This window comes from Mucilaginibacter litoreus, assembly GCF_042676805.1.
In the GTDB taxonomy this organism is placed as follows: Bacteria; Bacteroidota; Bacteroidia; order Sphingobacteriales; family Sphingobacteriaceae; genus Mucilaginibacter; species Mucilaginibacter litoreus.
Map to the genome: position 1 here is coordinate 455,536 of NZ_JBHTHZ010000013.1, position 25,254 is coordinate 480,789.

Below are 25,254 nucleotides of genomic sequence, written 5' to 3' on the forward strand. Positions count from 1 at the left end.
CCAAATGTACAAAAGGAAACTCGTATTGTTTTTCAGCGCCTTGTTAGTAAATGCTTAAATTGGCAGCAAATGAGTAAAAAAGAGCACATACTTGTAATTGGTGCAGGTTTCGCGGGGCTTGCTTCGGCATGCTTATTAGCAAAAAAGGGTTATAAAGTTACCCTTTTAGAAAAAAACGACCAGCCAGGAGGAAGGGCCCGTATTTGGGAAAAAGATGGTTTTACTTTTGATATGGGGCCAAGCTGGTACTGGATGCCTGATGTTTTTGAGGACTTTTTTGCATTGTTTGACAAAAAGCCGTCTGACTTTTATGAATTAAAGCGCCTTGATCCGGGATATCGGGTTTACTATGGTAAAGGTGATATATTAGATGTTCCTGCCGGTATGCAGCAGCTTGAAGCACTGTTTGAGGATATTGAGCCGGGAAGCAGTGCCGGCCTAAGAGCGTTTTTGAAACAGGCTGCTTATAAATACAGGGTGAGCATGAGCGATTATGTTTTCCGGCCTTCACACTCGCTGACAGAGTTTATTGATCTGCAGCTTATCATGAAGAGTATGAGTATGCAGTTGCTTACCAGCATGAGCAGCCATGTACGCAAATATTTTAAAAACCCAAAGCTGATAAAATTGCTTGAGTTCCCGGTGTTGTTTTTAGGAGCAACGCCAAAAGATACACCCGCTATGTACAGCATGATGAACTATGCCGACCTGGTACTGGGTACCTGGTACCCAATTGGTGGCATGAACGAGATTGTTAAAGCGATGGTAAGCATTGCAGAAAGCTACGGCGTTGACATCAAGTTGAACACCGAAGTGACCAGGATAAACGTTTTTGAAAGTCGGGCCGATGTTATTGTAACCAACAAAGGCGATTTTACAGCAGACTTTGTAATTTCCGGAGCCGATTATGAACATACAGATCAGCACCTGTTATCCCGGAAAGCCCAAAATTATAATGAGAAGTACTGGAATAGCCGTACCATGTCGCCATCCAGTTTATTATTTTATATAGGTACTGATAAAAAAATTGAAGGCATACAGCATCACAATTTGTTTTTCGACGAGGATTTTGATGCGCATGCCAATGAAATATATAAACAGCCACAATGGCCAACAAAGCCATTGTTCTATGTTTGCTGTACCTCTAAAACCGACCCTGATGCCGCTCCCGAAGGTGGGGAGAACCTGTTTTTTTTAATGCCTATAGCTCCGGATCTGAGGGATGATGAGGAAACAAGGGAAAAGTATTTTGATTTGCTGATGGACCGGTTTGAACATATTACCGGGCAAAGCATACGCAACAACATTGTTGTTAAACGCAGTTACGCTCTGGATGATTTTAAAGCCGATTACCACTCGTTTAAGGGTAACGCTTATGGCCTCGCCAACACTTTATCTCAAACCGCTTTTTTTAAACCTGCCATGCGGTCAAAACACGTTAAAAACTTACTGCATACCGGTCAGCTCACCGTTCCCGGCCCTGGTGTACCACCTGCATTGATATCCGGGCAAATAGCTGCAAAAGAGGCTATGAAGATGTTGAAAGGATAAAAAGTCATGTCATTCTGAACGGTAGTGAAGCAATCTCACAGGACAAGCGGATATGCCAAGATTGCTTCGTCGTACCTCCCCCGCAAAGACATGAAGGTATTTGTTATAAGCTAAGCTTACACCAAATACTCAAACAAAGTAGCGTCCTTATTTATCTCAATGATATCAAAGCGGTTTTCCTGCATACGCTGCAGCAAGGCAGGGTAGTCTTCGGCGTTTCTAAGCTCTATGCCTACCAGCGCCGGTCCGTTTTCCTTTGAGGTTTTTTTAATGAACTCGAAACGTGTAATATCATCACCCGGCCCTAAAACCTTGGTTACAAACAGTTTTAACGCACCCGGGCGTTGCGGAAAGCGAACAATGAAGTAATGCTTTAATCCTTCGTACAGCAAAGATTTTTCCTTGATCTCGGCCATGCGGTCGATATCGTTATTACCGCCGCTGATAACGCATACTACGTTTTTGCCTTTTATCTGGTCCTTTACAGCATCAAGCGCTGTTACAGATAACGCGCCAGCCGGTTCAACTACTATGGCGTCCTCATTATAAAGCTTTAATATAGTGGTACAAACTTTCCCTTCCGGAACGGTAAGCATATCATCCAGAATCTCGCGGCAGATAGCAAATGTTTTATCGCCTACACGTTTAACCGCGGCGCCATCAACAAAACGGTCGATATCGGCAAGTGTAATGTTTTCACCGTTTTGCATTGATGTAAGCATAGAGGGGGCGCCCTCTGGTTCAACACCAATTAAGGTGATGCCAGGCACGGCCTGCTTTAAGTAGCTGCCCATACCGGCCGCCAAACCGCCGCCGCCAATAGGCATAATAGCAACTTCCGGATCTGGCAGATCTTTCAGTACTTCAACACCCACGGTGCCCTGGCCTTCAATGGTGCGGTAATCGTCAAACGGGGGGATAAAGGTCATGCCATGCTCTTGGGTATAAACCAGGGCTTCGCGCAGGCAATCGTCAAAAGTATCACCGGTTAAAACCAGCTCTACATTGCCGTTCCCAAACATTTCTGTTTGCTTAACCTTTTGTTTTGGGGTGATCTCGGGCATAAAGATGACGCCTTTAATGCCCATTTTTTTGCATGAGTAAGCCACGCCCTGGGCATGGTTGCCCGCACTGGCGCAAACCACGCCCCGGCTTAGTTCTTCGGCACTTAGCTGACTGATCATGTTAAATGCACCTCTTAACTTATAAGAGCGCACCAATTGCATGTCTTCGCGCTTTAGGTAAATATTGCATTCATATTTTTCAGACAAACGGATGTTATACTCCAGCGGTGTATGGCGCACCACATCCTTAAGCCTGGCGTAGGCGGCATCAAAATCTAAATGCAATTGCGTATCGGTATCCATCACTTAATTTTATACCAGCTTATGGGCCATTAAGCCTTGCAGGTCGTCATCATTTATATCAAGTTTACTATCAGCCAATGTCAAAAAGCGCTGGTAAACTTCGTAAAGTTCGTCTTTTGAAAGGGTATGGCCAAGCCTTTCCAGGTGGAATTTCAGTGCATGGCGGCCGCTACGGGCAGTGAGTACAATGCTGGCGCTTGGGAAACCTACATCTTCTGGCTTGATGATCTCATAGTTCTCGCGGTTTTTCAGGAATCCATCCTGATGTATACCCGAGCTGTGAGCGAAAGCATTAGCCCCAACAATAGCTTTATTGGGCTGAACCGGCATACGCATCTGGGTGCTGATCATGCGGCTCATCTCATAAAAGTTTTTACTGTTGATTTTAGTATGCAGGCCAAGAGTGCCGTGTGTTTTCAAGATCATCACCACTTCTTCAATAGAGGTATTGCCTGCACGTTCGCCAATACCATTAATAGTTCCTTCTATCTGGCGTGCGCCATTTTGCAACCCGGCAATAGAGTTAGCTGTAGCCAGACCTAAATCGTTATGGCAATGCACGGATATGATGGCGTTATCAATGTTCTTTACGTTTTCTTTCAGGAATTTGATCTTAGCACCATATTGGTCGGGCAGGCAGTAGCCATTTGTATCAGGTATGTTTACTACCGTTGCACCGGCAGCTATTACGGCTTCTACCATTTGCGCCAGGAAAACAACATCGGCACGGCCGGCATCTTCGGCGTAAAACTCAATATCCTCTACCGACTTTTTAGCGTACTTAACAGCATCAACAGCACGCTCTAAAATTTCCTCGCGGGTGCTGTTAAATTTATGTTTGATATGCTGGTCTGATGAGCCGATCCCTGTATGGATACGTGGGCGCTTTGCATATTTTAAAGCTTCAACTGCCGCATCAATATCACCTTTATTGGCACGTGTAAGCGCACAAACTGTTGGTTCTGATACCGCTTTTGATATCTCCACAACACTTTGGAAGTCGCCCGGACTTGATACCGGGAAACCTGCCTCAATAATATCCACGCCAAGCGTTTCCAGCTCGCGGGCTATCTCAATCTTTTCGGGGGTTGTTAACTGGCAACCCGGTACCTGCTCGCCATCGCGAAGCGTGGTGTCAAAAACGTAAACGCGGTTTGGATCGTGTAACATATTTTTAGATTTTAGATATTAGATTTTAGATATGAGATTTTATACTCGTACCTCTAATCAATTTTAATTTTATTTCAGGATGAAAAATATTTTGTGAGCAATCTCATGTCTCACATCTCTTTTACTGCTGTAAATCTTAGTCTAACGTAATCTGCATACCACTGGCCGTTTTCATTATATTGCGGTTCCAGCAGTTCAGTTACTTCTTTTAACATTTGTTTTTTTTCTTCCTCGGGGATGCCAACCAGGTACAACGGTGCAAACATGGTTATCCATTTAGCCACACCCTGATCGCCATCCTGCAGCGGCGTTTTGCGATCAAAATGTGCCGCAAATGTTACCCTGAAACCTTGTGCCTCTAACCGGCTGGTATACTCCGACAGGGATGGGAAGTACCATATCTGCGTTTTGGCTTGTTTGTGATAGCCGTGCTGCTCCAACACCCGCTTGGTAGCAGCTATCAGTTTAGATACATTGCCTTTGCCACCCATTTCGGCAACAAAACGGCCACCGGGCTTAAGCGCATCATATACGCATTTTATCGCTGAATCAGCGTTCCTTATCCAATGCAGCGTAGCATTTGAAAATACCGCATCAAATTGTTCGTCGAAATGAAAGTCGGCACCATCGGCAACAAAAAAATCAACGTTACCATAGGTGTCCCTTGCTTTCTTGATCATGTCGGGAGATGCATCAATACCTGTTGCCACTGCGCCAAGTTTTTGTATCTCATTGGTTAAATGCCCTGTACCGCAACCCAGGTCCAGGATGTGTTCGCCCTGTTTTACATCCAATAATTCCAGCACGCTTTCGCCGTATTGAAATACGAAAGAGTGTTTGTTATCATATAATTCAGCGTTCCACTTCATGTTAGTTCATTTTAGCCCCCTCTAAATCTCCCCCGTCAGGGGAGGGCTTAAGTGGGGCTTATTTACAAATACTCCAGCACCTTTTGGCCCATGGCCTGTGTGCCTAATATTTTTGCTTTGTCGGTATTGGCATCGGCAATATCGCCGGTGCGGTAGCCGTTCTTTAAAGTTTTGTCGATAGCGTCGGTGATCTTTTTGGCTTCTTCTTTAAGGCCGAAGCTTATTTCCAGCATCAGCGCTACCGAAAGGATAGAGGCCAGCGGGTTAGCTTTGTCCTGACCTGCGATATCATGCGCCGAACCATGGATAGGCTCGAAGAAGCCGGTACCATCGCCAACGGATGCAGAGGCCAGCATACCCATAGAGCCTGCTATCTGCGATGCTTCATCGGTAAGGATATCACCAAAAAGGTTAGCGGTTAATACCACATCAAACTTTTTAGGATTCTTCACCAGCTGCATTGCGGCATTATCAATAAACATGTGCTCGGTTTCAACGTCCGGATATTGCTTGGATAACTCCTGCACTACCTCGCGCCACAGGCGGGATGCTTCCAGTACGTTGGCTTTATCAACAGAACATAAGCGTTTATTACGTGCCTGTGCTGCTTCAAAAGCTTTCGTAGCGATACGTTCAACCTCATAGCGATGATAGATCATCAGATCTGAGGCGGTGTTACGGTCTTCACTGCGATTTTTTTCGCCGAAGTAAACATCACCGGTAAGCTCACGAAAGAACAGGATGTCTGTACCGCGCAGAATCTCCGGCTTAAGGCTTGATGCATCCAGCAGCTCATCAAATAACATGATAGGGCGCAGGTTGGCATATAACCCCAGTTCTTTACGTATCTTTAATAAACCCTGCTCAGGCCTTACTTTGGCCGATGGGTCATTGTCGTATTTGGCATGGCCTACCGCACCGAAAAGGATGGCATCGCTGGCCTTTGCTTTTTCCAGCGTTTCATCCGGCAGCGGGCTGCCTGTAGCCTCTATAGCTACGTGGCCCATCAGCGCCTGGTCAAAAGTAAACTCGTGACCAAAATCTTTTCCTATCTGCTCTAATACAGCTTTTCCCCAGGTGGTTACCTCAGGGCCGATGCCATCGCCCGGTATTACTAATATATTTCTTTTGATGCCCATAATTTTTTTCAGCCATCGCGAAGACCCGGAAAATAGCTTCGGCCCCCGCAAAAACGTTTGCTTGTTATTTATTTGTCCCGCGTATTTCTTTTAGTTTCATTACCATCAGTTGCGCGTCAGTTTCAATCCATTTATTATACTCTTCAATTGCCTGCAGGCGGTCTTCATCACTGATGTAACCTTCCTCAACCATTTGGGTTGATTGCGCTACCTTGCTCCATATCCCTGCTTTGTGCTTAAAGTTCGGCTCGCCAGCTTTGTAAGTTTCATTTGCATCAAGCACCTGGATATCTGTCAGGCCAGCTTCACTGAATAATCCGGGCAAGCTATCGGCCATCAGGTTATCCATCCCTGCTTCGGCACGCCAGCGTAAAAAAGTAGCATAAAACTGCCTCATGCTTGCGGGCGGTTCGGGTTGCCACTCCAATGCCTCATGGTTATAGTCGAGGATAGACAATATGCCACAAGGCTTTAACCAGCTTTTAAGTTGGGTAATGGCCTTAAGCGGATCGCTAAGCCATTGCAGCGTTCTTGCGCTTACTATCAGGTCGAATTTTTCTTCCGGCTTGTAAGTGTACAAATCTGCATAAAGCAATTCGAGATTCTCTATTTCAGCATAAGTTTCCTTGCCGCTTTCAATAAAGTATTCGGTGTTATCAATACCAATAACCTTACCTGTTGGCCCAACCAGCTTTGCAATGTCTTTGGAAATAGCTCCTGTGCCACAGCCCACATCCAGCACACGCCAGCCCTGCTTTAGCAAGGGAGGCAGCGTGGCATAATCGGCCGCTAAACTGCGCTCGTCGAACAGTTTTGCAGTGCCTTTGCCTTCGCGTTTTATTTCCTTTTGTTGGTTCATTAGTTCACTGGTCAATAGTTTATTGGTAAAACCACTCGCTATTTTCTATTTACCACTTACTGCGCAGCCTCAAATTCTTCTATCTTATTCTTTTGGCTTAGTATGTAGTCGATATCATCATAGCCATTGATCATGCAGGCTTTTTTGTAGGGATTAACCTCGAAATTTTCCTGCTCGCCGGTAGCTGAAATTTTAATAAACTGATTTTCCAGATCTATCTCTACCTCTGCATTAGCATCTGCAGCTACCGCATCAAATATCTTTTGGAGAAAATCATCACTTACCTGTACGGGCAGTAAACCATTATTAAGCGCATTGCCTTTAAAAATGTCAGCAAAAAAGCTGCTAACAACCGCGTCAAAGCCATAATCGGCAATTGCCCAGGCGGCGTGTTCGCGACTGCTTCCGCAGCCAAAGTTTTTTCCTGCTACCAGTACCTTGCCACTGTAGGTAGGGTTGTTTAAAACAAAATCGGGTTTCGGGTTGCCGTCGTTATCAAAACGCCAGTCGCGAAACAAATTATTGCCAAAGCCCTCCCGGGTTGTGGCCTTTAAAAACCGCGCAGGGATGATCTGGTCGGTATCGATGTTCTCGATAGCCAAAGGCACTACGCTGGTTTGTATGTGTTTGAATATTTTAGTCGCCATCTGAACTCGAATTTTTTGGAATTCAAAGAATTTATTGAATTACTGTTCTGATTAAATTTTAGTGTATTTATTATTTAATAACCGTTTAAATTGAAGACTTTGACTACCAAAGTTTATCAACAAGCCTGTTTTAACATTGTATGCCTCAAGATAATTTATGGCTTGAGCAAGGTGCAAATTATCTAATGTAATGATGGCTTTAAGCTCAACCATTATTTCGCCTTCAACAAAAAAGTCTACACGACGGCTGCCTATTTGTTCACCTCTGTAAAAAATTGGCATTTCCATTTCGCGTATAAATCTCAAACCTTCGTCTGCTAACTCTATTTCTAAAGCTCTTTGATAGATCACTTCCTGAAAACCGTTACCCAAGGTAGCGTGAACACGCATCGCACAACCAATAATTCTGCTTGTGCAGTCGTTAAACTGTTGAGGTGTTCTTTTTATATTCATTCTGTTAATTCATCAATTCTTTGAATTCGAGTTCAGACGAGTTCTGATTCAGACAAAAACTCCCTTATATCCGTAACCTTACCTGTAATTGCTGATGCTGCTGCGGTTAGCGGGCTGGCAAGGAAGGTGCGGCTGTTAGGGCCCTGACGCCCTTCAAAGTTTCTGTTTGAGGTAGATACGCAGTATTTGCCTGCCGGTATCTTATCCTCATTCATACCTAAACATGCGCTGCAGCCCGGCTCACGTAGTGGAAAGCCTGCTTCGTTAAATATCTTGTCCAAACCTTCGCGGATGGCTTGTTCCTGAACTTGCTTTGATCCGGGTACTACCCAAACCGTAACGTTATCGGCCTTGTGTTTGCCTTTAACAAAATTGGCCACCTCGCGTAAGTCCTCAATACGGGAGTTGGTGCAACTGCCGATGAATACATAATCGATAGGTTTCCCTAACAACTGCTCATCATCATGCAAGCCCATGTAATCAAGGGCTTTTTTGTAAGATACCTGCTCTTTAACATCTAAAGAAGCAGCCTGTGGTACATGCTGTGTTACACCAATGCCCATGCCCGGGTTGGTACCATAGGTAATCATAGGTTCGATATCCTCTGCGCGGAAACTTAAAACGCTGTCGAACTCGGCATCCTCATCTGAATATAAAGTTTGCCAATAAGCAACTGCTTTATCCCAGTCCTCACCTTTGGGAGCGAACTGGCGGCCTTTTACATAGTTGATGGTGGTTTCATCCGGAGCGATCAGTCCGCAACGGGCACCCATTTCGATGCTCATGTTACAGATGGTCATGCGGCCCTCCATACTTAACGAGCGGATGGTGTCACCGGCATATTCAACCGCATATCCGGTGCCGCCAGCGGCTGAGATCTGCGAAATGATGTAAAGTATTATGTCTTTAGCGCCAACGCCTTTTTGCAGCTGGCCGTTCACTTCAATCTTCATACGTTTAGGGCGCGATTGCAGTAAACACTGTGTAGCCAGTACCTGCTCTACCTGCGAGGTACCTATACCAAAGGCGATAGCACCGAAAGCGCCATGTGTAGAGGTGTGGCTGTCGCCGCAAACATAGGTGCCGCCGGGGCGGGTTATGCCCAGTTCAGGGCCTATAACGTGGACGATACCCTGGAACGGATGCCCCAAACCGTAAAGCTCGATGCCGAACTCTTTGCAGTTTTTGGTAAGCATATCAACCTGGTATCGGGAAAGTTCTTCTTTAATGGGGAGGTGCTGGTCCCAGGTGGGGACGTTGTGATCGGCCGTGGCAACGGTTTGTTGTGGCCTGAAAACCGGTAACCCTCTCTGACGCAAGCCATCAAATGCCTGCGGACTGGTTACCTCATGAATAAAATGCGTGTCGATGTACAAAATATCCGGGAAGCCTTCGCTGCTGCTGACGACGTGCGCGTCCCAAATTTTGTCGAATAATGTTTGTCCCATGTTAGTATCAAGTAGTTAGTATCAAGTATAAAGTAAAGTTCTCAACTGATACAATATTGTTCTTTTGTAAAGCAGCAAGCAGTTAATATAACTTATATCAAAGTCTTGATACTTGATACTAACTACTTGCTACTTAAAAGGCTTACGCTTCTACAGCCTGGTTTTCCGGCCTTAAGCTGCGAACGGTTTTACCCGCCTGCCACATTTCGCTTTCGCGAAGTTCGCGTAATTCTTCGTTTAGTTTTTCGCGATAATCAGGTTTGCTGTTTGAGTCGATAGATTTTTGCGACTCTTTGCCTGTTGCCACGCTTTCGTACAATTCTTCAAATACCGGTTTAGTGGCATCACGGAATTTCTTCCACCAATCTAACGCGCCGCGTTGAGCAGTTGTAGAGCAGTTGGCATACATCCAGTCCATGCCGTTTTCTGCAACTAATGGCATTAAAGATTGGGTAAGCTCTTCAACAGTTTCGTTAAATGCTTCAGAAGGAGTGTGGCCTTTGCTCCGTAAAACTTCGTATTGTGCAGCAAATATACCCTGTATACAACCCATTAAAGTACCACGCTCGCCGGTAAGGTCACTGTAAACCTCTTTTTTGAAGTCGGTCTCAAACAGGTAGCCGCTACCTACAGCAATACCTAAAGCAATAACTCTCTCCTGTGCTTTACCGGTAGCATCCTGGAAGATAGCATAGCTTGAATTTAAGCCACGGCCCTGTAAAAACATACGGCGCAATGAGGTGCCGGAACCTTTAGGAGCAACCAAAAATACATCAACATCAGCCGGAGGGATGATGCCGGTTTGCTCGTTAAAAGTGATACCAAAACCGTGAGAAAAGTACAAGGCCTTACCCGGGCTTAAGTGTTTTTTAACAGTCGGCCAAAGTTCAATCTGGGCAGCATCGCTAAGCAGGTAGCAAATGATGGTACCGCGCTCAAGGGCTTCTTCAATCTCAAAAAGAGTTTCGCCGGGAACAAAGCCATCACTTACAGCCTTATCCCACGTTTTTGAGTTTTTACGCTGGCCAACAATTACGTTAATGCCATTGTCTTTTTGATTAAGTGCCTGGCCCGGGCCTTGTACACCATAACCTATAACAGCTACGGTTTCATTTTTTAATACTTCCTGAGCTTTTGCTAAAGGAAACTCTTCGCGGGTTACTACGTTTTCTTCTACACCGCCGAAATTTAGTTTTGCCATTGTTTTTTGTTTTTACTTTGCTAATTACACCGATTGGTTTTTTTGCTTACACCGATGTTAGTTTTATTAGTTGGTTAGTCGTTTATTTTTTTATGGTGTCTGAACTCGAATTTATTGAATTAAAGAATTTATCGAATTAAAGTTGGCTTGTTTAATTTACTCATGACTATTAATTTAGGAATTGTCATTTTAGTATTTCTGTTAATTCCTTAATTCTTCTAATTCGAGTTCCGACAATTACATTGTAAATACCCGTTGGCCCTGGTTAAGGTATTCGTTCTCTATTACGTCTTCACCGGGTTCAAGGCGTTCAAACTCGCGCAGTTTACGGTTAAAACCTTCGCTGTCTTTAATGATAGCTACCCTTGCGCTGCGTACAAATTCTATCAGGCCGTAAGGCTGTAATATTTTTATCAGGTTGTCGGTTTCTTCACGATGGCCGGTAGTTTCAAACACGGTGTAATCTTTACGGATAACTACCGCACGTGCGCCATTTTCGCGCAACAAACGTTCAACGCTCAGCTTTTCGGCAATTACATCGGTCGACATTTTATATAACGCCAGTTCCTGCCATACCACATCTGCGTTGGTGTGATAGTATACTTTTAATACTTCCACCTGTTTTTCTATCTGGCGGGTTAGCTTGCGCACTACTTCTTCAGATTCAGTGATCACGATGTTGAAGCGGTGAATACTTTCAATCTCCGATGGAGAGGTATTAAGGCTGTCGATATTGATCTTCCGACGGGTAAATATAATAGCGATGCGGTTTAATAAACCTATCTGGTTTTCGGTATAAACCGTTATGTTAAATTCCTGTTTGGCAGTTTCCTGAGCTTCCATTTTTTTATTTTTTAGATAGATGGATTATTTTAACCTGATCTCTGCTACGCTGCATCCCTGCGGAACCATCGGGAAAACGTTATTTTCCTTGGTAACCATAACTTCAAGCAGAAATGAGCCTTCGTGAGCAAGCATCTCTTTCAGTGCACTTTCTAAATCTGCACGGTCTGATATAGATTTGCCTGCAATGCCATAACCCTTTGCTACAGTCACAAAATCCGGGCTCTGGATATCTACAAACGAGTAGCGGCGCTGATTAAACAATTCCTGCCACTGGCGTACCATACCCAGGAAGCGGTTATTTAGTATAACAATTTTTATATTGATGCCGCTTTGCATAACGGTACCCAATTCCTGCAAGGTCATCTGGAAACCGCCATCGCCTATAATAGCAACTACCTCCCGTTCCTGCGCCCCGAATTTGGCGCCTATTGCAGCTGGTAACGCAAAGCCCATGGTACCCAAACCTCCGCTGGTAACGTTGCTGCGCGTTTTGTTGAATTTTGCGTAACGGCAGGCTACCATCTGGTGCTGGCCCACATCGCTAACAATTACCGCATCGCCGTTGGTCAGTTCATTCAGATGCTTTACCACTTCGCCCATAGTCATTTCGGCAGTAGTTGGGTTAAGCTCGTTATGGATCACCTGTTCAACTTCCTGGCGGGTATAATCATTAAAAGTGTTCAGCCAATCGGTGTGCTCACGTTTTTCTATAGCTTGAGTCAGCAGGGGAAGGGTCTCTTTACAGTCGCCCCATACTGGTACGGTAGTTTTTACATTCTTATCGATCTCGGCCGGGTCGATATCTAAATGGATAACTTTGGCCTGCTTAGCATATTTGTCCAGGCGGCCGGTTACGCGGTCGTCGAAACGCATGCCTATTGCAATCAACACATCGCATTCGTTAGTTAAAACGTTTGGCCCGTAATTGCCATGCATCCCCAGCATACCTACGTTTTGCGGATGATCTGATGGGATGGCGCCCGCACCAAGTATTGTCCATGCTGCAGGTATACCGCTTTTTTCAACCAGTTCTTTAAACTCCTGTTCGGCACTGCCTAATATAACGCCCTGCCCCCAAATAATGAATGGCTTTTGGGCCGCATTGATCAGGTCGGCAGCTTCCTGAATATATTGCTGGCGAACAATTGGCTTAGGCCTGTAACTGCGGATATGATTACAAGGCTTGTAGCCTTCATAATTAAATTTTTGTATCTGTGCATTCTTGGTGATGTCGATCAGCACTGGGCCGGGGCGGCCGCTGCGCGCTATATAAAATGCTTTGGCTATTACCTCGGGTATCTCGTTAGCATCGGTAACCTGGTAGTTCCATTTGGTAACAGGAGTGGTAATGTTTATCACATCTGTTTCCTGGAAGGCGTCGGTACCCAAAAGGTGGGCGAATACCTGCCCCGTGATGCAAACCAAGGGCGTGCTGTCAATCTGTGCATCGGCCAAACCTGTAACCAGGTTAGTAGCGCCGGGGCCGCTGGTTGCAAATACAACGCCCACTTTACCCGAGGTACGCGCATAACCCTGACCGGCATGTATGCCGCCTTGCTCATGGCGCACAAGTATGTGGTTCAGTTTTTCGCTGTAATCGTAAAGCGCGTCATAAATAGGCATGATAGCGCCACCGGGATAACCAAATATAGTGTCCACGCCTTCCACAATCAGGGCTTCCAGTAAAGCTTCCGATCCTGACAATTCTACCGCTTGCGTTTTAGCTGGCTCCGCCGCTATTTCGCTGATCTCCTGTGTGATTGTTTGTGTTTCCATTTTTTACCTTGATTATACCGATGGATGGTAATTACACCGGTTTATTTGATTCTGTTATTTATTAATTCTGAAACTTCTGGTTCAGACACTATATTTCATCGGTTACGCAACCCTCTGCAGCGTTGCTTACTGTCTTCGCATATCTGTAAAGTAATCCTTTAGTCGCCTTTAAAGCGGGTTGTTGCCATGCGGCTTTACGCGCAGCCAGTTCCTCATCGCTTATCATCAGATTGATGGTACGGCTAATGGCGTCAATTTCTATCAGGTCATCATCCTTTACCAAGGCTATCACGCCACCATCAAAAGCTTCGGGGGTAATGTGCCCTACTACAAAGCCATGCGTACCACCGCTGAAACGTCCGTCGGTTATCAGCGCAACAGATGCACCCAAACCTGCCCCAAAAATGGCTGATGTTGGTTTAAGCATTTCGGGCATACCTGGTGCTCCTTTAGGACCTACGTTACGTATAACCACCACATCGCCTGCCTTAACACGGCCACTTTGTATACCATCAATCAGCTCAAACTCGCCATCGAACGTGCGGGCAGGGCCAGAAAAGCGCTCGCCTTCTTTACCGCTGATCTTGGCTACGCTGCCACCTTCGGCAAGGTTTCCGTATAAAATCTGCAGGTGGCCTGTAGCTTTAACCGGCTTTTCAACCGGCCAGATGATGTCCTGCTTGCTAAAGTCCAGTTCAGGTACATCTGCCAGGTTCTCGGCCAGGGTTTTACCTGTAACGGTTAAGCAGTCGCCATGCAGCCAGCCTTGCTGGTACAGGTATTTCATTACCGCAGGTACGCCACCTACATTATGCAGATCGGTCATCATGTATTTACCGCTCGGCTTCATGTCTGCCAATACGGGGATACGGTTGCTTATCTCCTGGAAATCGTCCTGAGTAAGCTTCACATCAACGCTTTTTGCCATGGCTATCATGTGCAATACCGCGTTGGTAGATCCGCCTAATACCATGATCACCACTATGGCATTTTCAAATGCCTTGCGCGTCATGATATCGCTTGGTTTGATATCTTTTTCCAATAATACGCGTATAGCTTTACCAACTGCAAGGCATTCGGCCTTCTTTTCGTCGCTTAGTGCCGGGTTTGATGATGAGTAGGGAAGGCTCATGCCCAAAGCCTCAATAGCTGCCGCCATGGTATTAGCGGTATAAACACCACCGCAGGCACCGGCGCTTGGACAGGCATTTTTGATGATGCCTTTAAAATCCTCCGGACTTATAGTGCCGGCTATTTTTTTACCTAAAGCTTCAAATGCCGATACGATGTTCAAATCTTCACCCTTCCAATGCCCCGGGTGGATAGTGCCACCGTATACCATAATAGCCGGACGGTTTAAACGGCCCATGGCAATGATAGATCCCGGCATGTTTTTATCGCAGCCGGGCAGGGTGATCAATCCATCGTAATATTGCGCGGCTGTTACGGCCTCAATCGAGTCGGCAATAACATCACGACTGATTAATGAATAGCGCATGCCGGGGGTACCGTTACCCATACCATCGCTTACACCAATGGTATTGAATATCAGGCCCACCATATCATCGTCCCAAACACCTTGTTTCACCAGTTGTGCCAGATCATTAAGGTGCATGTTACAGGTGTTGCCATCATAACCCATACTGGCAATGCCTACCTGTGCTTTTTGCATATCGTCATCGGTAAGGCCAATACCATACAACATGGCCTGTGCGGCTGGCTGGGTTGGGTCTTGTGTAAAAGTTTTGCTGTATTTATTTATCTCAACAGCGTTTAAAGTATCTGATGACGAGCTCATTTTTTATATAGTAGCGTTTAAAACTGTATGGTTAACTAAGGTTCCTTTTGGTTTTTGTAAGTTAGATATCCTACCATGTGCATGCAATACCTGAGAGAATATTTTTAAAATAAGAATAATATTTTGTATATAATTTATATTTTTATATTTATTCTGATTTTATTTCAAAAATAGGAATATAATTTTTAACATACTATACCAAAGTTTAAAACGGTATTCGGTATGAAATTTATGCAAGCATAGTAAGTTGTGAAAATTCGGCGTAAAATGTAAGAGATGCGAAGAAGAATTACTTCAAAGCTGGCGAAGCATGGGTGACTGAATGCCCGTGTGGGCGAATTATCGATAGCATTATAAATGCGTATTATAAAGCTTTGGCATTCCTGAAAATTGTTAGTCGGGTTGCCAATAAAAAAGCCCGGACAATTTTGCCCGGGCCTTCAATATTTTGTAAGATGTATCTGTCTTATTTGTGCGTGATACCTTCGGCTAATACGGTCACCTTGTTGTTTAAAGCTTCAACCACACCGCCTTGTATAAAAAATACTTCCTCTTTAGCGCCGCCACCCCTTACGGTAAGCTTACCATCATTTAAAGTAGAAATGATAGGCGCGTGATTATTAAGGATCTCGAAAAAGCCTAAAGTGCCGGGCAAAGTAATTGAGTTTGCCTCGCCTTCGTAAACTTTTTTATCCGGTGTAAGAATTTCTAATGTCATTTGTTTTTAGATGTGAGATATGAGATATGAGATGTGAGACATTCGAACCCGATCTTATACCAAAATCTCTTGTTTTTGAATGAGATACGAGATTTATTTTCTAAAATCTCATATCTCAATTCTCATATCTAATTATTAGCTTCTGCTAACAGTTTTTTACCTTTTTCAATAGCATCTTCAATGCTGCCTACCAGGTTGAAAGCTGCTTCAGGGTACTCATCAACTTCGCCATCCATAATCATGTTGAAGCCTTTGATGGTATCTTTAATATCAACCAATACACCTTTTAAACCGGTGAACTGCTCTGCAACGTGGAACGGCTGAGAAAGGAAACGCTGAACACGGCGTGCGCGTGATACGGTTAATTTATCTTCTTCAGAAAGCTCATCCATACCCAAGATGGCGATGATATCCTGAAGCTCTTTATAACGCTGAAGGATCTCTTTAACGCGTTGTGCAGTATTGTAATGCTCGTCGCCTAATACTGCAGGGCTAAGGATACGTGAGGTTGAATCCAGAGGGTCAACCGCAGGGTAGATACCTAACTCGGCAATTTTACGTGAAAGTACGGTTGTAGCATCCAGGTGGGCGAAAGTAGTAGCCGGCGCAGGGTCGGTCAAGTCATCCGCAGGTACGTAAACGGCCTGTACAGATGTAATTGAACCACGTTTTGTCGACGTGATACGCTCCTGCATGGTACCCATCTCGGTAGCGAGCGTTGGCTGATAACCTACCGCTGATGGCATACGGCCTAATAGCGCCGATACCTCAGAACCTGCCTGTGTAAAGCGGAAGATGTTATCAATAAAGAATAATATATCACGGCCTTTGCCACCTTCTTCATCACCATCGCGGAAGTACTCTGCAATAGTTAAACCAGATAGCGCCACGCGTGCACGTGCACCCGGCGGCTCGTTCATCTGGCCAAAAACGAAGGTCGCTTTAGAGTCTTTTAAAGCTTCGGTATCAATTTTACTTAAATCCCAGCCGCCTTCTTCCATGGAATGCATAAAGGCATCGCCGTATTTGATAATACCCGATTCAAGCATCTCGCGCAGTAAGTCGTTACCTTCACGGGTACGCTCGCCTACACCGGCAAATACTGATAAACCTGCATAAGCTTTAGCAATATTGTTGATCAATTCCTGGATCAATACGGTTTTACCTACACCCGCACCACCAAACAAACCAATTTTACCACCTTTTGCATAAGGCTCTAAAAGGTCGATAACTTTTATACCGGTAAATAATACTTCGGTTTCTGTAGAAAGATCTTCAAAACGCGGAGGGGTGGCGTGGATAGCACGTCCATTGGTTTTCTCAAGGTTAGGGATACCGTCGATAGCGTCGCCTACTACGTTAAATACACGGCCTTTGATGTTCTCGCCAACAGGCATTTTTATAGCAGCTTCGGTATCTAAAACCGGCATGCCGCGTAACAAGCCATCGGTAGAGTCCATTGCGATAGCACGCACACGGTCTTCACCTAAATGTTGCTGAACTTCTAAAACAACTTTCTGTCCGTTTTCTTTAGTGATCTCAAGCGCATCGTAAATTTTAGGAAGATGTGCGTCATCAGCAAAGCTAACGTCAACTACCGGACCAATGATCCTTGATATTTTTCCAATGTTTGGCATATATAACCTGGTATTTTAAAGAATTTAAAATGAAACAGATACTGCTTAAGCAAAGCGCTCCTATTTCAGAGGCGCAAAGTTAAGCTTTATAACCAAATATTTAAATAACAATATCAACTTTTATCAGAAAGATTTTGATGGCCGCCCTCTGTTGCTATGAAACTGATGCTCAACCAAAACGCAACACTATTTTACCCATGTGAGCGCTGCTTTCCATCAGCTGATGGGCCTGAGCGGCTTCTTTAGCCTCAAAAGTTTTATAAATAACCGGTTTTATTACACCAGATCCCAAAAAGGGCCATATATTTTGTTCCAGTTTTTGCGCGATAGTAGCCTTAAAGGCCGTATCGCGGGCGCGCAAGGTGGATCCGGTAAGGGTAAGCCGTTTGCGCATCAGCATCGAAAGGTCAACATCGGCTTGCTTTCCATTCATTGTGTTAATCATCACCAGCCGGCCATCTTCTGCAAGGCAAGCCAGATTAAGCGGGGTATAATCGCCGCCTATCATGTCTAAGATAACGTTTACGCCTTTGCCGCCTGTCAAATGCTGTATGGCATCTGCAAAGTCTTCATCATTGTAATTTATTGCCTTATCCGCCCCCAGCGATTCGCAGAAACGGCATTTTTCCGCGCTGCCTGCGGTAACATACACGGTGCTGCCAAGCGCTTTTGCCATTTGTATGGCAGCAACGCCAATGCCGCTGCTGCCACCATGTACCAGCAGGCTTTCGCCGGGTTGCAGGTTGGCCCTGTCAAAAACATTGCTCCAGACCGTAAAAAATGTTTCAGGCAGCGAGGCGGCCTCTTTATACGATAAACCATCGGGCACAGGGAGGCATTGCCCCTCCGGCACATTGCAATATTCGGCGTAGCCACCGCCAATTACCAGGGCACAGACGTTGTCGCCAATTTTCCAACGTTTAACACTACTCCCAACGGCGGTAATTTCGCCGGCAATTTCCAAGCCCGGTATATCCTGAGGCGCACCAGCCGGTGGCGGATAGTTACCTTTGCGCTGTGCCACGTCCGGTCGGTTAACGCCTGTGGCAATAACTTTTACAAGCACTTCGTTGTCGGCATAAGCAGGCACTGCCCGCTCCTGTAGTTGAAGTACCTCTGGCCCGCCGGGATGGGTAATAATAATGGCTTTCATTATCTGGCTAACCATTTAATGCAACGTTATGTTTTTGCAATGCTGGGTATGTTACTCACTTTTCAAACTATTGGCTGGGTTGGCGGTTGCGGCCCTAAAAGATTGTGTACTGATGGTGGCAAAAGCAATGAGCATTGCGCCGATGCCGGCAATGGCTACCACCCACCATTGTATGTTCTGCCGGTAAGCAAAACCTTGTAACCATTTGTGCATGGCCAGCCAGGCAAGGGGAGTGGCTATCACAAAAGCGATCAGCACCAGTTTGATAAAATCTTTGGAAAGCATGCCTACAATGGCCGATACACTGGCCCCTAAAACCTTACGGATGCCTATCTCTTTGTTGCGCTGTTCGGCAGCGTAAGCAGCCAGGCTAAACAATCCCAAACCTGCAATAACCATTGCCAGTGTAGCAAATATCAGGAACAGCTGACCAGTGCGTTGTTCTGTGCGGTAGGCCGCATTAAAATCCTCACCCATAAATGAATATTCAAACCGTTGATTAGGAGATGCCTGGTTCCATTTTGCCTCAATAAGTGGTAGAAAATGTTTTACGTTAGCTCCTTGTAGTTTAACGCTAAGTGCATTGTTGTTGCTTTGCAGCATCATCACCACAGGGGTAATGTTGTCGCGCAGGGATTTAAAGTTGAAATCTTTTATTACACCTATCACTTTTAATTCTTTTATCGAGGTATCGCGTTCGTTGCGTTCCGGCTCGTAGTAAAGGCTTTTACCTATGGGATTAGCTGCATAGCCCAATGCACGGGCCGTGGTTTCATTAATGATCACTTTGGATGAATCTGATATGTTGCCCTCTTCAAAGTTGCGGCCCTGCGATAACTTCATGCTCATGGTAGGAAGGTAATCTTCATCAACTGGCCATATCTCAGTAAATACGGCATTTTTGGGTACAAGCGTACGGCTTTTAAATACTGAATTGGGCTGCCTTAAAGTTCCTGTTGGTAAAAAGCCACTCAGTGAGGCATCGCTTATTCCTGCAATTTTCTTTAAATCGTTTTTAAGTGCGCGGGCGTTATCTATCCCTAAAGTGTTTTTTATCACGAGTACATGGCTGCGATCATACCCAAGGTCTTTTCGCTGGATATAATTTAATTGATTGTAAATAACAATGGTGCCAATGATTAAAAAGATAGATACCGAAAATTGCAGCACCACCAGGCTGTTACGCAAGACGCTTCCCTTAAAGCCAGTTGATAACTTGCCCTTTAAAACCGCGATAGGTTGAAAAGCCGATAAATAGAAGGCAGGATAAGCGCCAGCCAGTACACCCACAGTTAACACTATCGAAAAAATAGCAGGTAGCAGCCATTTAATGATTTGCAGATTTATACTCAATGCCTTGCCCGCTATGTTGTTAAACGCAGGCAGCAATGCCCAGCCCGCCAGCACAGCAATTAGCGCGGCAACCAATGTTACTAAAGTAGATTCTGTAAGAAATTGAAAGATCAGCATTTTGCGTGGCGAGCCCAATACTTTACGCACACCTACTTCACGTGCGCGGTTAGCCGAGCGGGCAGTGGAAATATTCATGAAGTTGATACAAGCCAGCAGCAATATAAATAATGCAATAGCCGAAAAGATGTACACATAGGTAATATCACTGTTGCTGCCCAGCTCATACTGCCTGTTAGAGTGTAGGTGAACATCAGTAAGCGGAGTGAGGTTTACGCGCACATAATTGCCATTTTTGGCGAAGGCCGCTTTGTTAAACCCCGGTTGTTTTTCAAAGTGAGATTGAAAAAGTGCATCCAAACTTTTGCTTAATGTGGCTGCGTCAGCTTCTGGACGGGCAAGAAGATAGGTGCTGTAGATAAAACTATTCCAAACGTTTGCTTTGCTGTCCTCATTGGTGCTCATTGATATAAGGAAGTCGTAATTAAAATGCGACTGCTCGGGCATATTGGCTATTACGCCTGTTACTTTAAAGTTCTCGTTATTGTTAGCCATGGTCAGCACCCGGCCAACAGCATCAATAGTATTAAAGTATTTTAAAGCGGCCCTCTCAGTCAATATAATGGAATGCGGTTCTGCAAGTGCCGTATGCGGATCGCCGTGAAGCATAGGGAAGGTGAACACATCAAAAAAGGTGGAATCGACATTGGCTACTTTTGGTTCGCTGATATTTTCCGTTCCTTTTTTAAAGCGCACTTCAGTAGCAGCGGTTATGCGTACTGCCTTTTCTACCTGCGGCAGTTTATTTACTGCTTCCGCGGCCAGGGGCGGAGGGCCAATAGCGTAAGAGCTTGCGTTGCCACCGTAACTGATATCGGTATTAACGCGGTAAATGCGGTTGGCATTAGTATTAAATTTATCAAAGCTCAATTCATCAACCACATAAAATACAATGAGCAGGCAGCTCGCCAACCCCAGGGCCAGCCCAAATATGTTAACGAGCGTTACGCCTTTATTTTTAAGCAGATTCTTAAATGCAATTTTTACAAGATTTTTGAGCATGATGGGTGATGATATTAGGTGATTATCTTACGTTTATAAAAGTAGTGTTGGCACACATACTAATATGTTAAATAAAGTTAAACTAAATTTTTAGTTATTTGAAACATTTCACACAACTTTATTTTAAAAATGTTGCCGACATATGCGGTTAATGCTTTCTTTTGCATAAAAACAACAACATGGCTATACAAACAGGAGAGGCAGCCCCTCAGTTTAAATTGGTATCATCAGAGCTTAAAGAAGTATCATTGGCAGATTTTAAAGGCAAAAAGGTAGTTATACATTTTTTCCCGATGGCTTTTACAGGCGTTTGCACTACACAGCTATGCACTATGCGCGATAACTTTGGCTATTACGATGGCCTGAACGCCCAGATTTTAGGCATCTCTGTAGATTCGCCTTTTACGCTGGCTAAGTTCAAAGAGGAAAACAATTACCAGTTTCCGCTGCTGTCTGATTTTAATAAAGAGGTATCATCTGCCTATGGTGCCATCTACGAGCAGTTTGTTTTTGGATTAAAAGGCGTTTCTAAACGTGCGGCTTTTGTTATAGACGAGGATCAGCAAGTTATTTATGCTGAGGTGCTTGAGAATGCCGGCGACCTGCCAGACTTTGCGGCAATTGCCGAAAAAGTAAAGTAATTGATAAAAAAGTTTGCACTCAATACAAAAAATTCTATTTTTGCAGTCCATTAAAAAATGGTGCTTTTGTCTGCAAGGGGCAAAAAGAATAAATATTGTAACATGCACTTGTAGCTCAATTGGATAGAGCATCTCACTACGGATGAGAAGGTTTGGGGTTCGAGTCCCTACAAGTGCACACATTTTAAATTAAAGCCTTTCGATATTACCCCCGAAGGGCTTTTAACTTTAATCACAAAGGGATGCTTAACTTAGTACTGTTTGGTCCGCCCGGAGCAGGGAAGGGTACTCAATCACAAAAACTTATCGAAAAATTTGGCCTTATCCACCTATCAACCGGCGATTTGCTGCGTGGTGAAATTGCACAAGGCACCGAACTTGGCCTTGAAGCGAAAAAACTGATGGATGAAGGTGTTTTAGTGCCCGACTCGGTAGTGATAGGAATGATCAGCAATAAGCTTGATGCTAATAAAGATGCTAAAGGCTTTATTTTTGACGGTTTCCCGCGCACGGTGGCACAGGCCGAAGCTTTGGATGCGTTACTTGCTTCTAAAAATTCAGCTATATCCGGCATGATAGCTTTAGAAGTTACAGATGCCGAATTAGAGCAGCGCCTTTTGAAACGTGGTGAAAGCTCTGGCAGGCCGGATGATGCTAACCCCGAAATAATACGCAAACGTATAAAAGAATATAACGACAAAACCGCACCAGTTGCAGGTTTTTATAAAAACCAAAATAAATTTACAAGCATTAATGGTATAGGGTCGATAGACGAGATATTTGAATCTATCAACGGCGTTATCGAAGTTTATTAATTTAATCAAGTCCGAAAGTCGGCAATAAGGTAAAGTCCGGAAGTCAGTAAAGCAATATGCTTACGGTCTTCCGGACTTTTCTGACTTCTGACTAACGACTAAATATATTATTATGTCCCAGGGATCTAACTTTGTTGATTACGTTAAAATTTGCTGCCGTTCGGGCCATGGCGGTGCTGGCTCTGCGCATTTGCACCGGGATGTTTTTACAGCAAAAGGCGGCCCTGATGGCGGCGATGGTGGCCGTGGGGGCCATGTAATTATTAAAGGGAATGCCCAGCTATGGACATTGCTGCATTTAAAATACCGCAAACATGTTATAGCCGGAAATGGCGAATCGGGAGGCAGTTCGTTGCGTAGCGGTAAAACCGGTAGGGATGAGATACTGGAAGTGCCATTGGGTACTATTGCACGCAATGCCGAAACAGGTGAGGTGCTTTTTGAGATCAATACCGACGGGGAAACCAAGGTATTAACGCCTGGTGGCCGCGGCGGCTTGGGCAACTGGCATTTTAAATCACCCACACAACAAACCCCTCGTTTTGCGCAGCCAGGCGAGGACGGCCGCGAAGATTGGAATATCCTTGAGTTAAAATTATTGGCTGATGTAGGTTTAGTTGGTTTTCCTAATGCGGGTAAGTCAACGCTGCTGTCAGTATTATCAGCTGCTAAACCAGAGATTGCCGATTATGCCTTTACTACCCTTGTACCCAACCTGGGCATAGTAAGCTACCGCGATAACCGATCTTTTGTAATGGCTGATATACCAGGAATTATAGAAGGCGCATCACAGGGCAGGGGGTTGGGCATCAGGTTCCTTCGCCATATTGAGCGTAACTCTGTATTATTATTTATGGTACCCGCAGATACTGGCCGTAGCATTAAGGAAGAATACAATATATTGCTTCATGAACTTAATGAATATAACCCTGAGTTAATGCATAAACCCCGAGTTTTAGCTATTACCAAGGGCGATATGCTTGATGAGGAATTGCAACAGGAAATGGAAAAGGAAGTGCCCGTGGATGTACCTTATGTATTTATATCATCGGTAGCGCAAAAAGGCCTTACAGAGCTTAAGGATTTGCTGTGGAAAGAGATCAACAGGTAATAATTACCTGGCCTGGGTTGCAAAGTAAAGTACGTAGTCGTCGCTTAGCTCTTTAAGCGAAAAGCCCTTATATCCCGGAAAAGCTTTAAGGATAACGCTTGCACGTATACCGATATATTCATGCGGCATCAGGATATAGATTGGCCCGGCGTGGCCTTTATGGAGATAATCTTCCATATCTATGCTGATATCGCCATTTAACGGCTCCAGCGTAATAATCCGGTTTTGCTTTATCTCCAGCCCAAGATCCGGGCTGAAAAATACAAACAATGCATCCTGACTACGCTTATCAAGCATCGTTATATAATCAAGGCTTGCCTGATCAATAAATTGCTGTGCTATGCCTGATGTGCCACGGGCGGTGTCGGTTTTAAGCGCTATGTAGGATAAGATGTAAAAACGCAGGGTAAAAAAGGAAATGAAAAGTATTAATACCCCAAAGGCATATTGATAAACCCTTTTGAACCGGCTAAACAGGTATACAGTACCCGGTATAATAAGCAAGCCGATTACCCGGAAGTGCCGCGACTCGTAAGAGATATCCTTACGCTGCAGGTATGAGGCCCCGAAGAACAGCACAGCTACAATATAAAATATTACTAATAGCACATTGTACCGGTTATCAGGCATGCGCTTACTTATGGCGTATACCAGCCATACGCTCAGTAATGCCAGTACAGTAATTATGGCGATAGCCTGGGTAGCTGTAAATAATACCGTATCGTTATGTGTGATAAAGCCGTTCGCCAGGTCATCAGCAGAAAACCCTGCAAGCAATGGCGACGCTAATGGGAAAGCCAGCACTTTCCAGCTAAGATCAATCCCGCCGGATTGTGATGAAGGGTTTACACCTTTTGAAAGATACGTTATATAAATTATCGCTACAGAGATCAAAGCGGGAATACCTATCCAGAAACCGTTTATCAGCCAGTGTTTAATATGGGTAGTATGCTTTGATAATTGTATCCAGATAAAGATCAGCCCGGCGCCATACATCCATATAAATGATGATTTGGCGAAAAAGCCTATCCAACCGCATAGCAGGATAAATACAGCCAGCGCTATGCCTGGCCTGTTGAACTGCAGGCAGCCATACAAAAACCATCCGATAAAGCCGAAAAGCAATATTTCACCTCCGTTGTAAAAAATATAAGGGGTAAAAAATGCCTGCTGCACCATTATGACAACCAGGCTTAAAGCACTGATATTTTTACTAAATCCCGCTTTTTTGAAAAAGACGTAAAGGCCTGCAAGACCCGTAAACTGGCATATAATTACCGTTAAAGCTGAGGCGTAGCCCAAATTAAGGTTAAATAGTTTCACAAATGCAGCCGGGAATAAATACTGCCCCGGCGACCACCATGATTTGAACTCAGAGGTATTCTGCGTTATATTCTCCTGGCTTACCAAGGTAAGCATGTTAAAGCCGCTCCCGTTTTGCACCGAGCGAAGAACCTGGTAGCCCCAGGCAGAGTCTGGGAATATAGCAGCCGGATTGACCAATAGTAAAATACTGCAAACTGTTACTATCAGAAAGACGGCTGTTAAGATAATTCTATGTTCAGGGTGCTTTGGCATTGTAA

Annotated in this window: 21 protein-coding genes and 1 tRNA gene; 5 read left to right on the plus strand and 17 right to left on the minus strand. The window is 44.7% G+C overall.

Annotated elements, in window-relative coordinates:
* The first annotated feature begins 69 nt into the window (after positions 1-69).
* A complete protein-coding gene (locus ACFQZX_RS15380; protein ID WP_377116973.1) occupies positions 70-1,551 on the plus strand; it encodes a phytoene desaturase family protein in 1,482 nt (493 codons plus the stop codon).
* A 116-nt stretch (positions 1,552-1,667) separates the two neighbouring features.
* Here the strand turns inward: ACFQZX_RS15380 and ilvA are convergent, their stop codons facing one another.
* The 16 genes from ilvA to ACFQZX_RS15460 all read right to left on the minus strand — a co-directional run bounded on the left by ilvA (position 1,668) and on the right by ACFQZX_RS15460 (position 21,104).
* Positions 1,668-2,918 (minus strand): threonine ammonia-lyase IlvA, encoded by a 1,251-nt coding sequence (ilvA, locus tag ACFQZX_RS15385; RefSeq protein WP_377116975.1) that lies wholly within the window; start codon positions 2,916-2,918, stop codon positions 1,668-1,670.
* A gap of 9 nt (positions 2,919-2,927) precedes the next feature.
* Entirely contained in the window at positions 2,928-4,088 is a 1,161-nt protein-coding gene (locus ACFQZX_RS15390; RefSeq protein WP_377116977.1) for a 2-isopropylmalate synthase, read from the minus strand.
* A 110-nt stretch (positions 4,089-4,198) separates the two neighbouring features.
* Positions 4,199-4,957 carry a class I SAM-dependent methyltransferase gene (locus ACFQZX_RS15395; RefSeq protein ID WP_377116979.1) on the minus strand — a complete coding sequence of 253 codons (759 nt, stop codon included), beginning with the start codon at positions 4,955-4,957 and terminating at the stop codon, positions 4,199-4,201.
* A 62-nt stretch (positions 4,958-5,019) separates the two neighbouring features.
* Positions 5,020-6,090: a 3-isopropylmalate dehydrogenase gene (gene leuB, locus ACFQZX_RS15400; RefSeq protein ID WP_377117084.1), complete on the minus strand. Its 1,071-nt coding sequence runs from the start codon at positions 6,088-6,090 to the stop codon at positions 5,020-5,022.
* 70 nt (positions 6,091-6,160) lie between these two features.
* On the minus strand, positions 6,161-6,955 hold the full coding sequence (locus tag ACFQZX_RS15405; protein WP_377116981.1) for a methyltransferase domain-containing protein: 795 nt from the start codon (positions 6,953-6,955) through the stop codon (positions 6,161-6,163).
* 56 nt (positions 6,956-7,011) lie between these two features.
* Positions 7,012-7,602: a 3-isopropylmalate dehydratase small subunit gene (gene leuD / locus ACFQZX_RS15410; RefSeq protein ID WP_377116983.1), complete on the minus strand. Its 591-nt coding sequence runs from the start codon at positions 7,600-7,602 to the stop codon at positions 7,012-7,014.
* A gap of 51 nt (positions 7,603-7,653) precedes the next feature.
* Entirely contained in the window at positions 7,654-8,055 is a 402-nt protein-coding gene (locus ACFQZX_RS15415) for a GxxExxY protein (protein ID WP_377116985.1), read from the minus strand.
* 32 nt (positions 8,056-8,087) lie between these two features.
* Complete coding sequence (gene leuC, locus ACFQZX_RS15420) at positions 8,088-9,503, minus strand: 3-isopropylmalate dehydratase large subunit (protein WP_377116987.1); 1,416 nt, start codon at positions 9,501-9,503, stop codon at positions 8,088-8,090.
* Positions 9,504-9,645: 142 nt separating this feature from the next.
* Complete coding sequence (gene ilvC, locus ACFQZX_RS15425; RefSeq protein ID WP_377116989.1) at positions 9,646-10,704, minus strand: ketol-acid reductoisomerase; 1,059 nt, start codon at positions 10,702-10,704, stop codon at positions 9,646-9,648.
* A 237-nt stretch (positions 10,705-10,941) separates the two neighbouring features.
* Positions 10,942-11,547, minus strand: coding sequence for an acetolactate synthase small subunit (gene ilvN / locus ACFQZX_RS15430; RefSeq protein WP_377116991.1), 606 nt, complete (start codon positions 11,545-11,547; stop codon positions 10,942-10,944).
* A gap of 24 nt (positions 11,548-11,571) precedes the next feature.
* Positions 11,572-13,326 carry a biosynthetic-type acetolactate synthase large subunit gene (gene ilvB, locus ACFQZX_RS15435; protein ID WP_377116993.1) on the minus strand — a complete coding sequence of 585 codons (1,755 nt, stop codon included), beginning with the start codon at positions 13,324-13,326 and terminating at the stop codon, positions 11,572-11,574.
* Between the two features lie 88 nt (positions 13,327-13,414).
* Positions 13,415-15,124 carry a dihydroxy-acid dehydratase gene (gene ilvD / locus ACFQZX_RS15440; RefSeq protein WP_377116995.1) on the minus strand — a complete coding sequence of 570 codons (1,710 nt, stop codon included), beginning with the start codon at positions 15,122-15,124 and terminating at the stop codon, positions 13,415-13,417.
* 466 nt (positions 15,125-15,590) lie between these two features.
* Positions 15,591-15,842, minus strand: a complete 252-nt coding sequence (gene atpC / locus ACFQZX_RS15445; RefSeq protein WP_377116997.1) for an ATP synthase F1 subunit epsilon — start codon at positions 15,840-15,842, stop codon at positions 15,591-15,593.
* A 128-nt stretch (positions 15,843-15,970) separates the two neighbouring features.
* Positions 15,971-17,479, minus strand: a complete 1,509-nt coding sequence (atpD, locus tag ACFQZX_RS15450) for a F0F1 ATP synthase subunit beta (protein WP_377116998.1) — start codon at positions 17,477-17,479, stop codon at positions 15,971-15,973.
* Between the two features lie 169 nt (positions 17,480-17,648).
* Positions 17,649-18,632: an NAD(P)H-quinone oxidoreductase gene (locus tag ACFQZX_RS15455; protein ID WP_377117000.1), complete on the minus strand. Its 984-nt coding sequence runs from the start codon at positions 18,630-18,632 to the stop codon at positions 17,649-17,651.
* Positions 18,633-18,683: 51 nt separating this feature from the next.
* Positions 18,684-21,104, minus strand: coding sequence for an ABC transporter permease (locus ACFQZX_RS15460; protein WP_377117002.1), 2,421 nt, complete (start codon positions 21,102-21,104; stop codon positions 18,684-18,686).
* 179 nt (positions 21,105-21,283) lie between these two features.
* Between ACFQZX_RS15460 and ACFQZX_RS15465 the strand changes: the two genes are divergently transcribed.
* From ACFQZX_RS15465 to obgE, 4 genes are all read left to right on the plus strand, one after another.
* Positions 21,284-21,745, plus strand: a complete 462-nt coding sequence (locus ACFQZX_RS15465; protein WP_377117004.1) for a redoxin domain-containing protein — start codon at positions 21,284-21,286, stop codon at positions 21,743-21,745.
* Between the two features lie 104 nt (positions 21,746-21,849).
* A tRNA-Arg gene (locus ACFQZX_RS15470) sits at positions 21,850-21,923 on the plus strand.
* A 64-nt stretch (positions 21,924-21,987) separates the two neighbouring features.
* Positions 21,988-22,560, plus strand: a complete 573-nt coding sequence (locus ACFQZX_RS15475; protein WP_377117006.1) for an adenylate kinase — start codon at positions 21,988-21,990, stop codon at positions 22,558-22,560.
* A gap of 112 nt (positions 22,561-22,672) precedes the next feature.
* On the plus strand, positions 22,673-23,671 hold the full coding sequence (obgE, locus tag ACFQZX_RS15480; protein WP_377117008.1) for a GTPase ObgE: 999 nt from the start codon (positions 22,673-22,675) through the stop codon (positions 23,669-23,671).
* Positions 23,672-23,674: 3 nt separating this feature from the next.
* Here the strand turns inward: obgE and ACFQZX_RS15485 are convergent, their stop codons facing one another.
* Positions 23,675-25,249, minus strand: a complete 1,575-nt coding sequence (locus ACFQZX_RS15485; RefSeq protein ID WP_377117010.1) for a hypothetical protein — start codon at positions 25,247-25,249, stop codon at positions 23,675-23,677.
* Between the last annotated feature and the right edge of the window lie 5 nt (positions 25,250-25,254).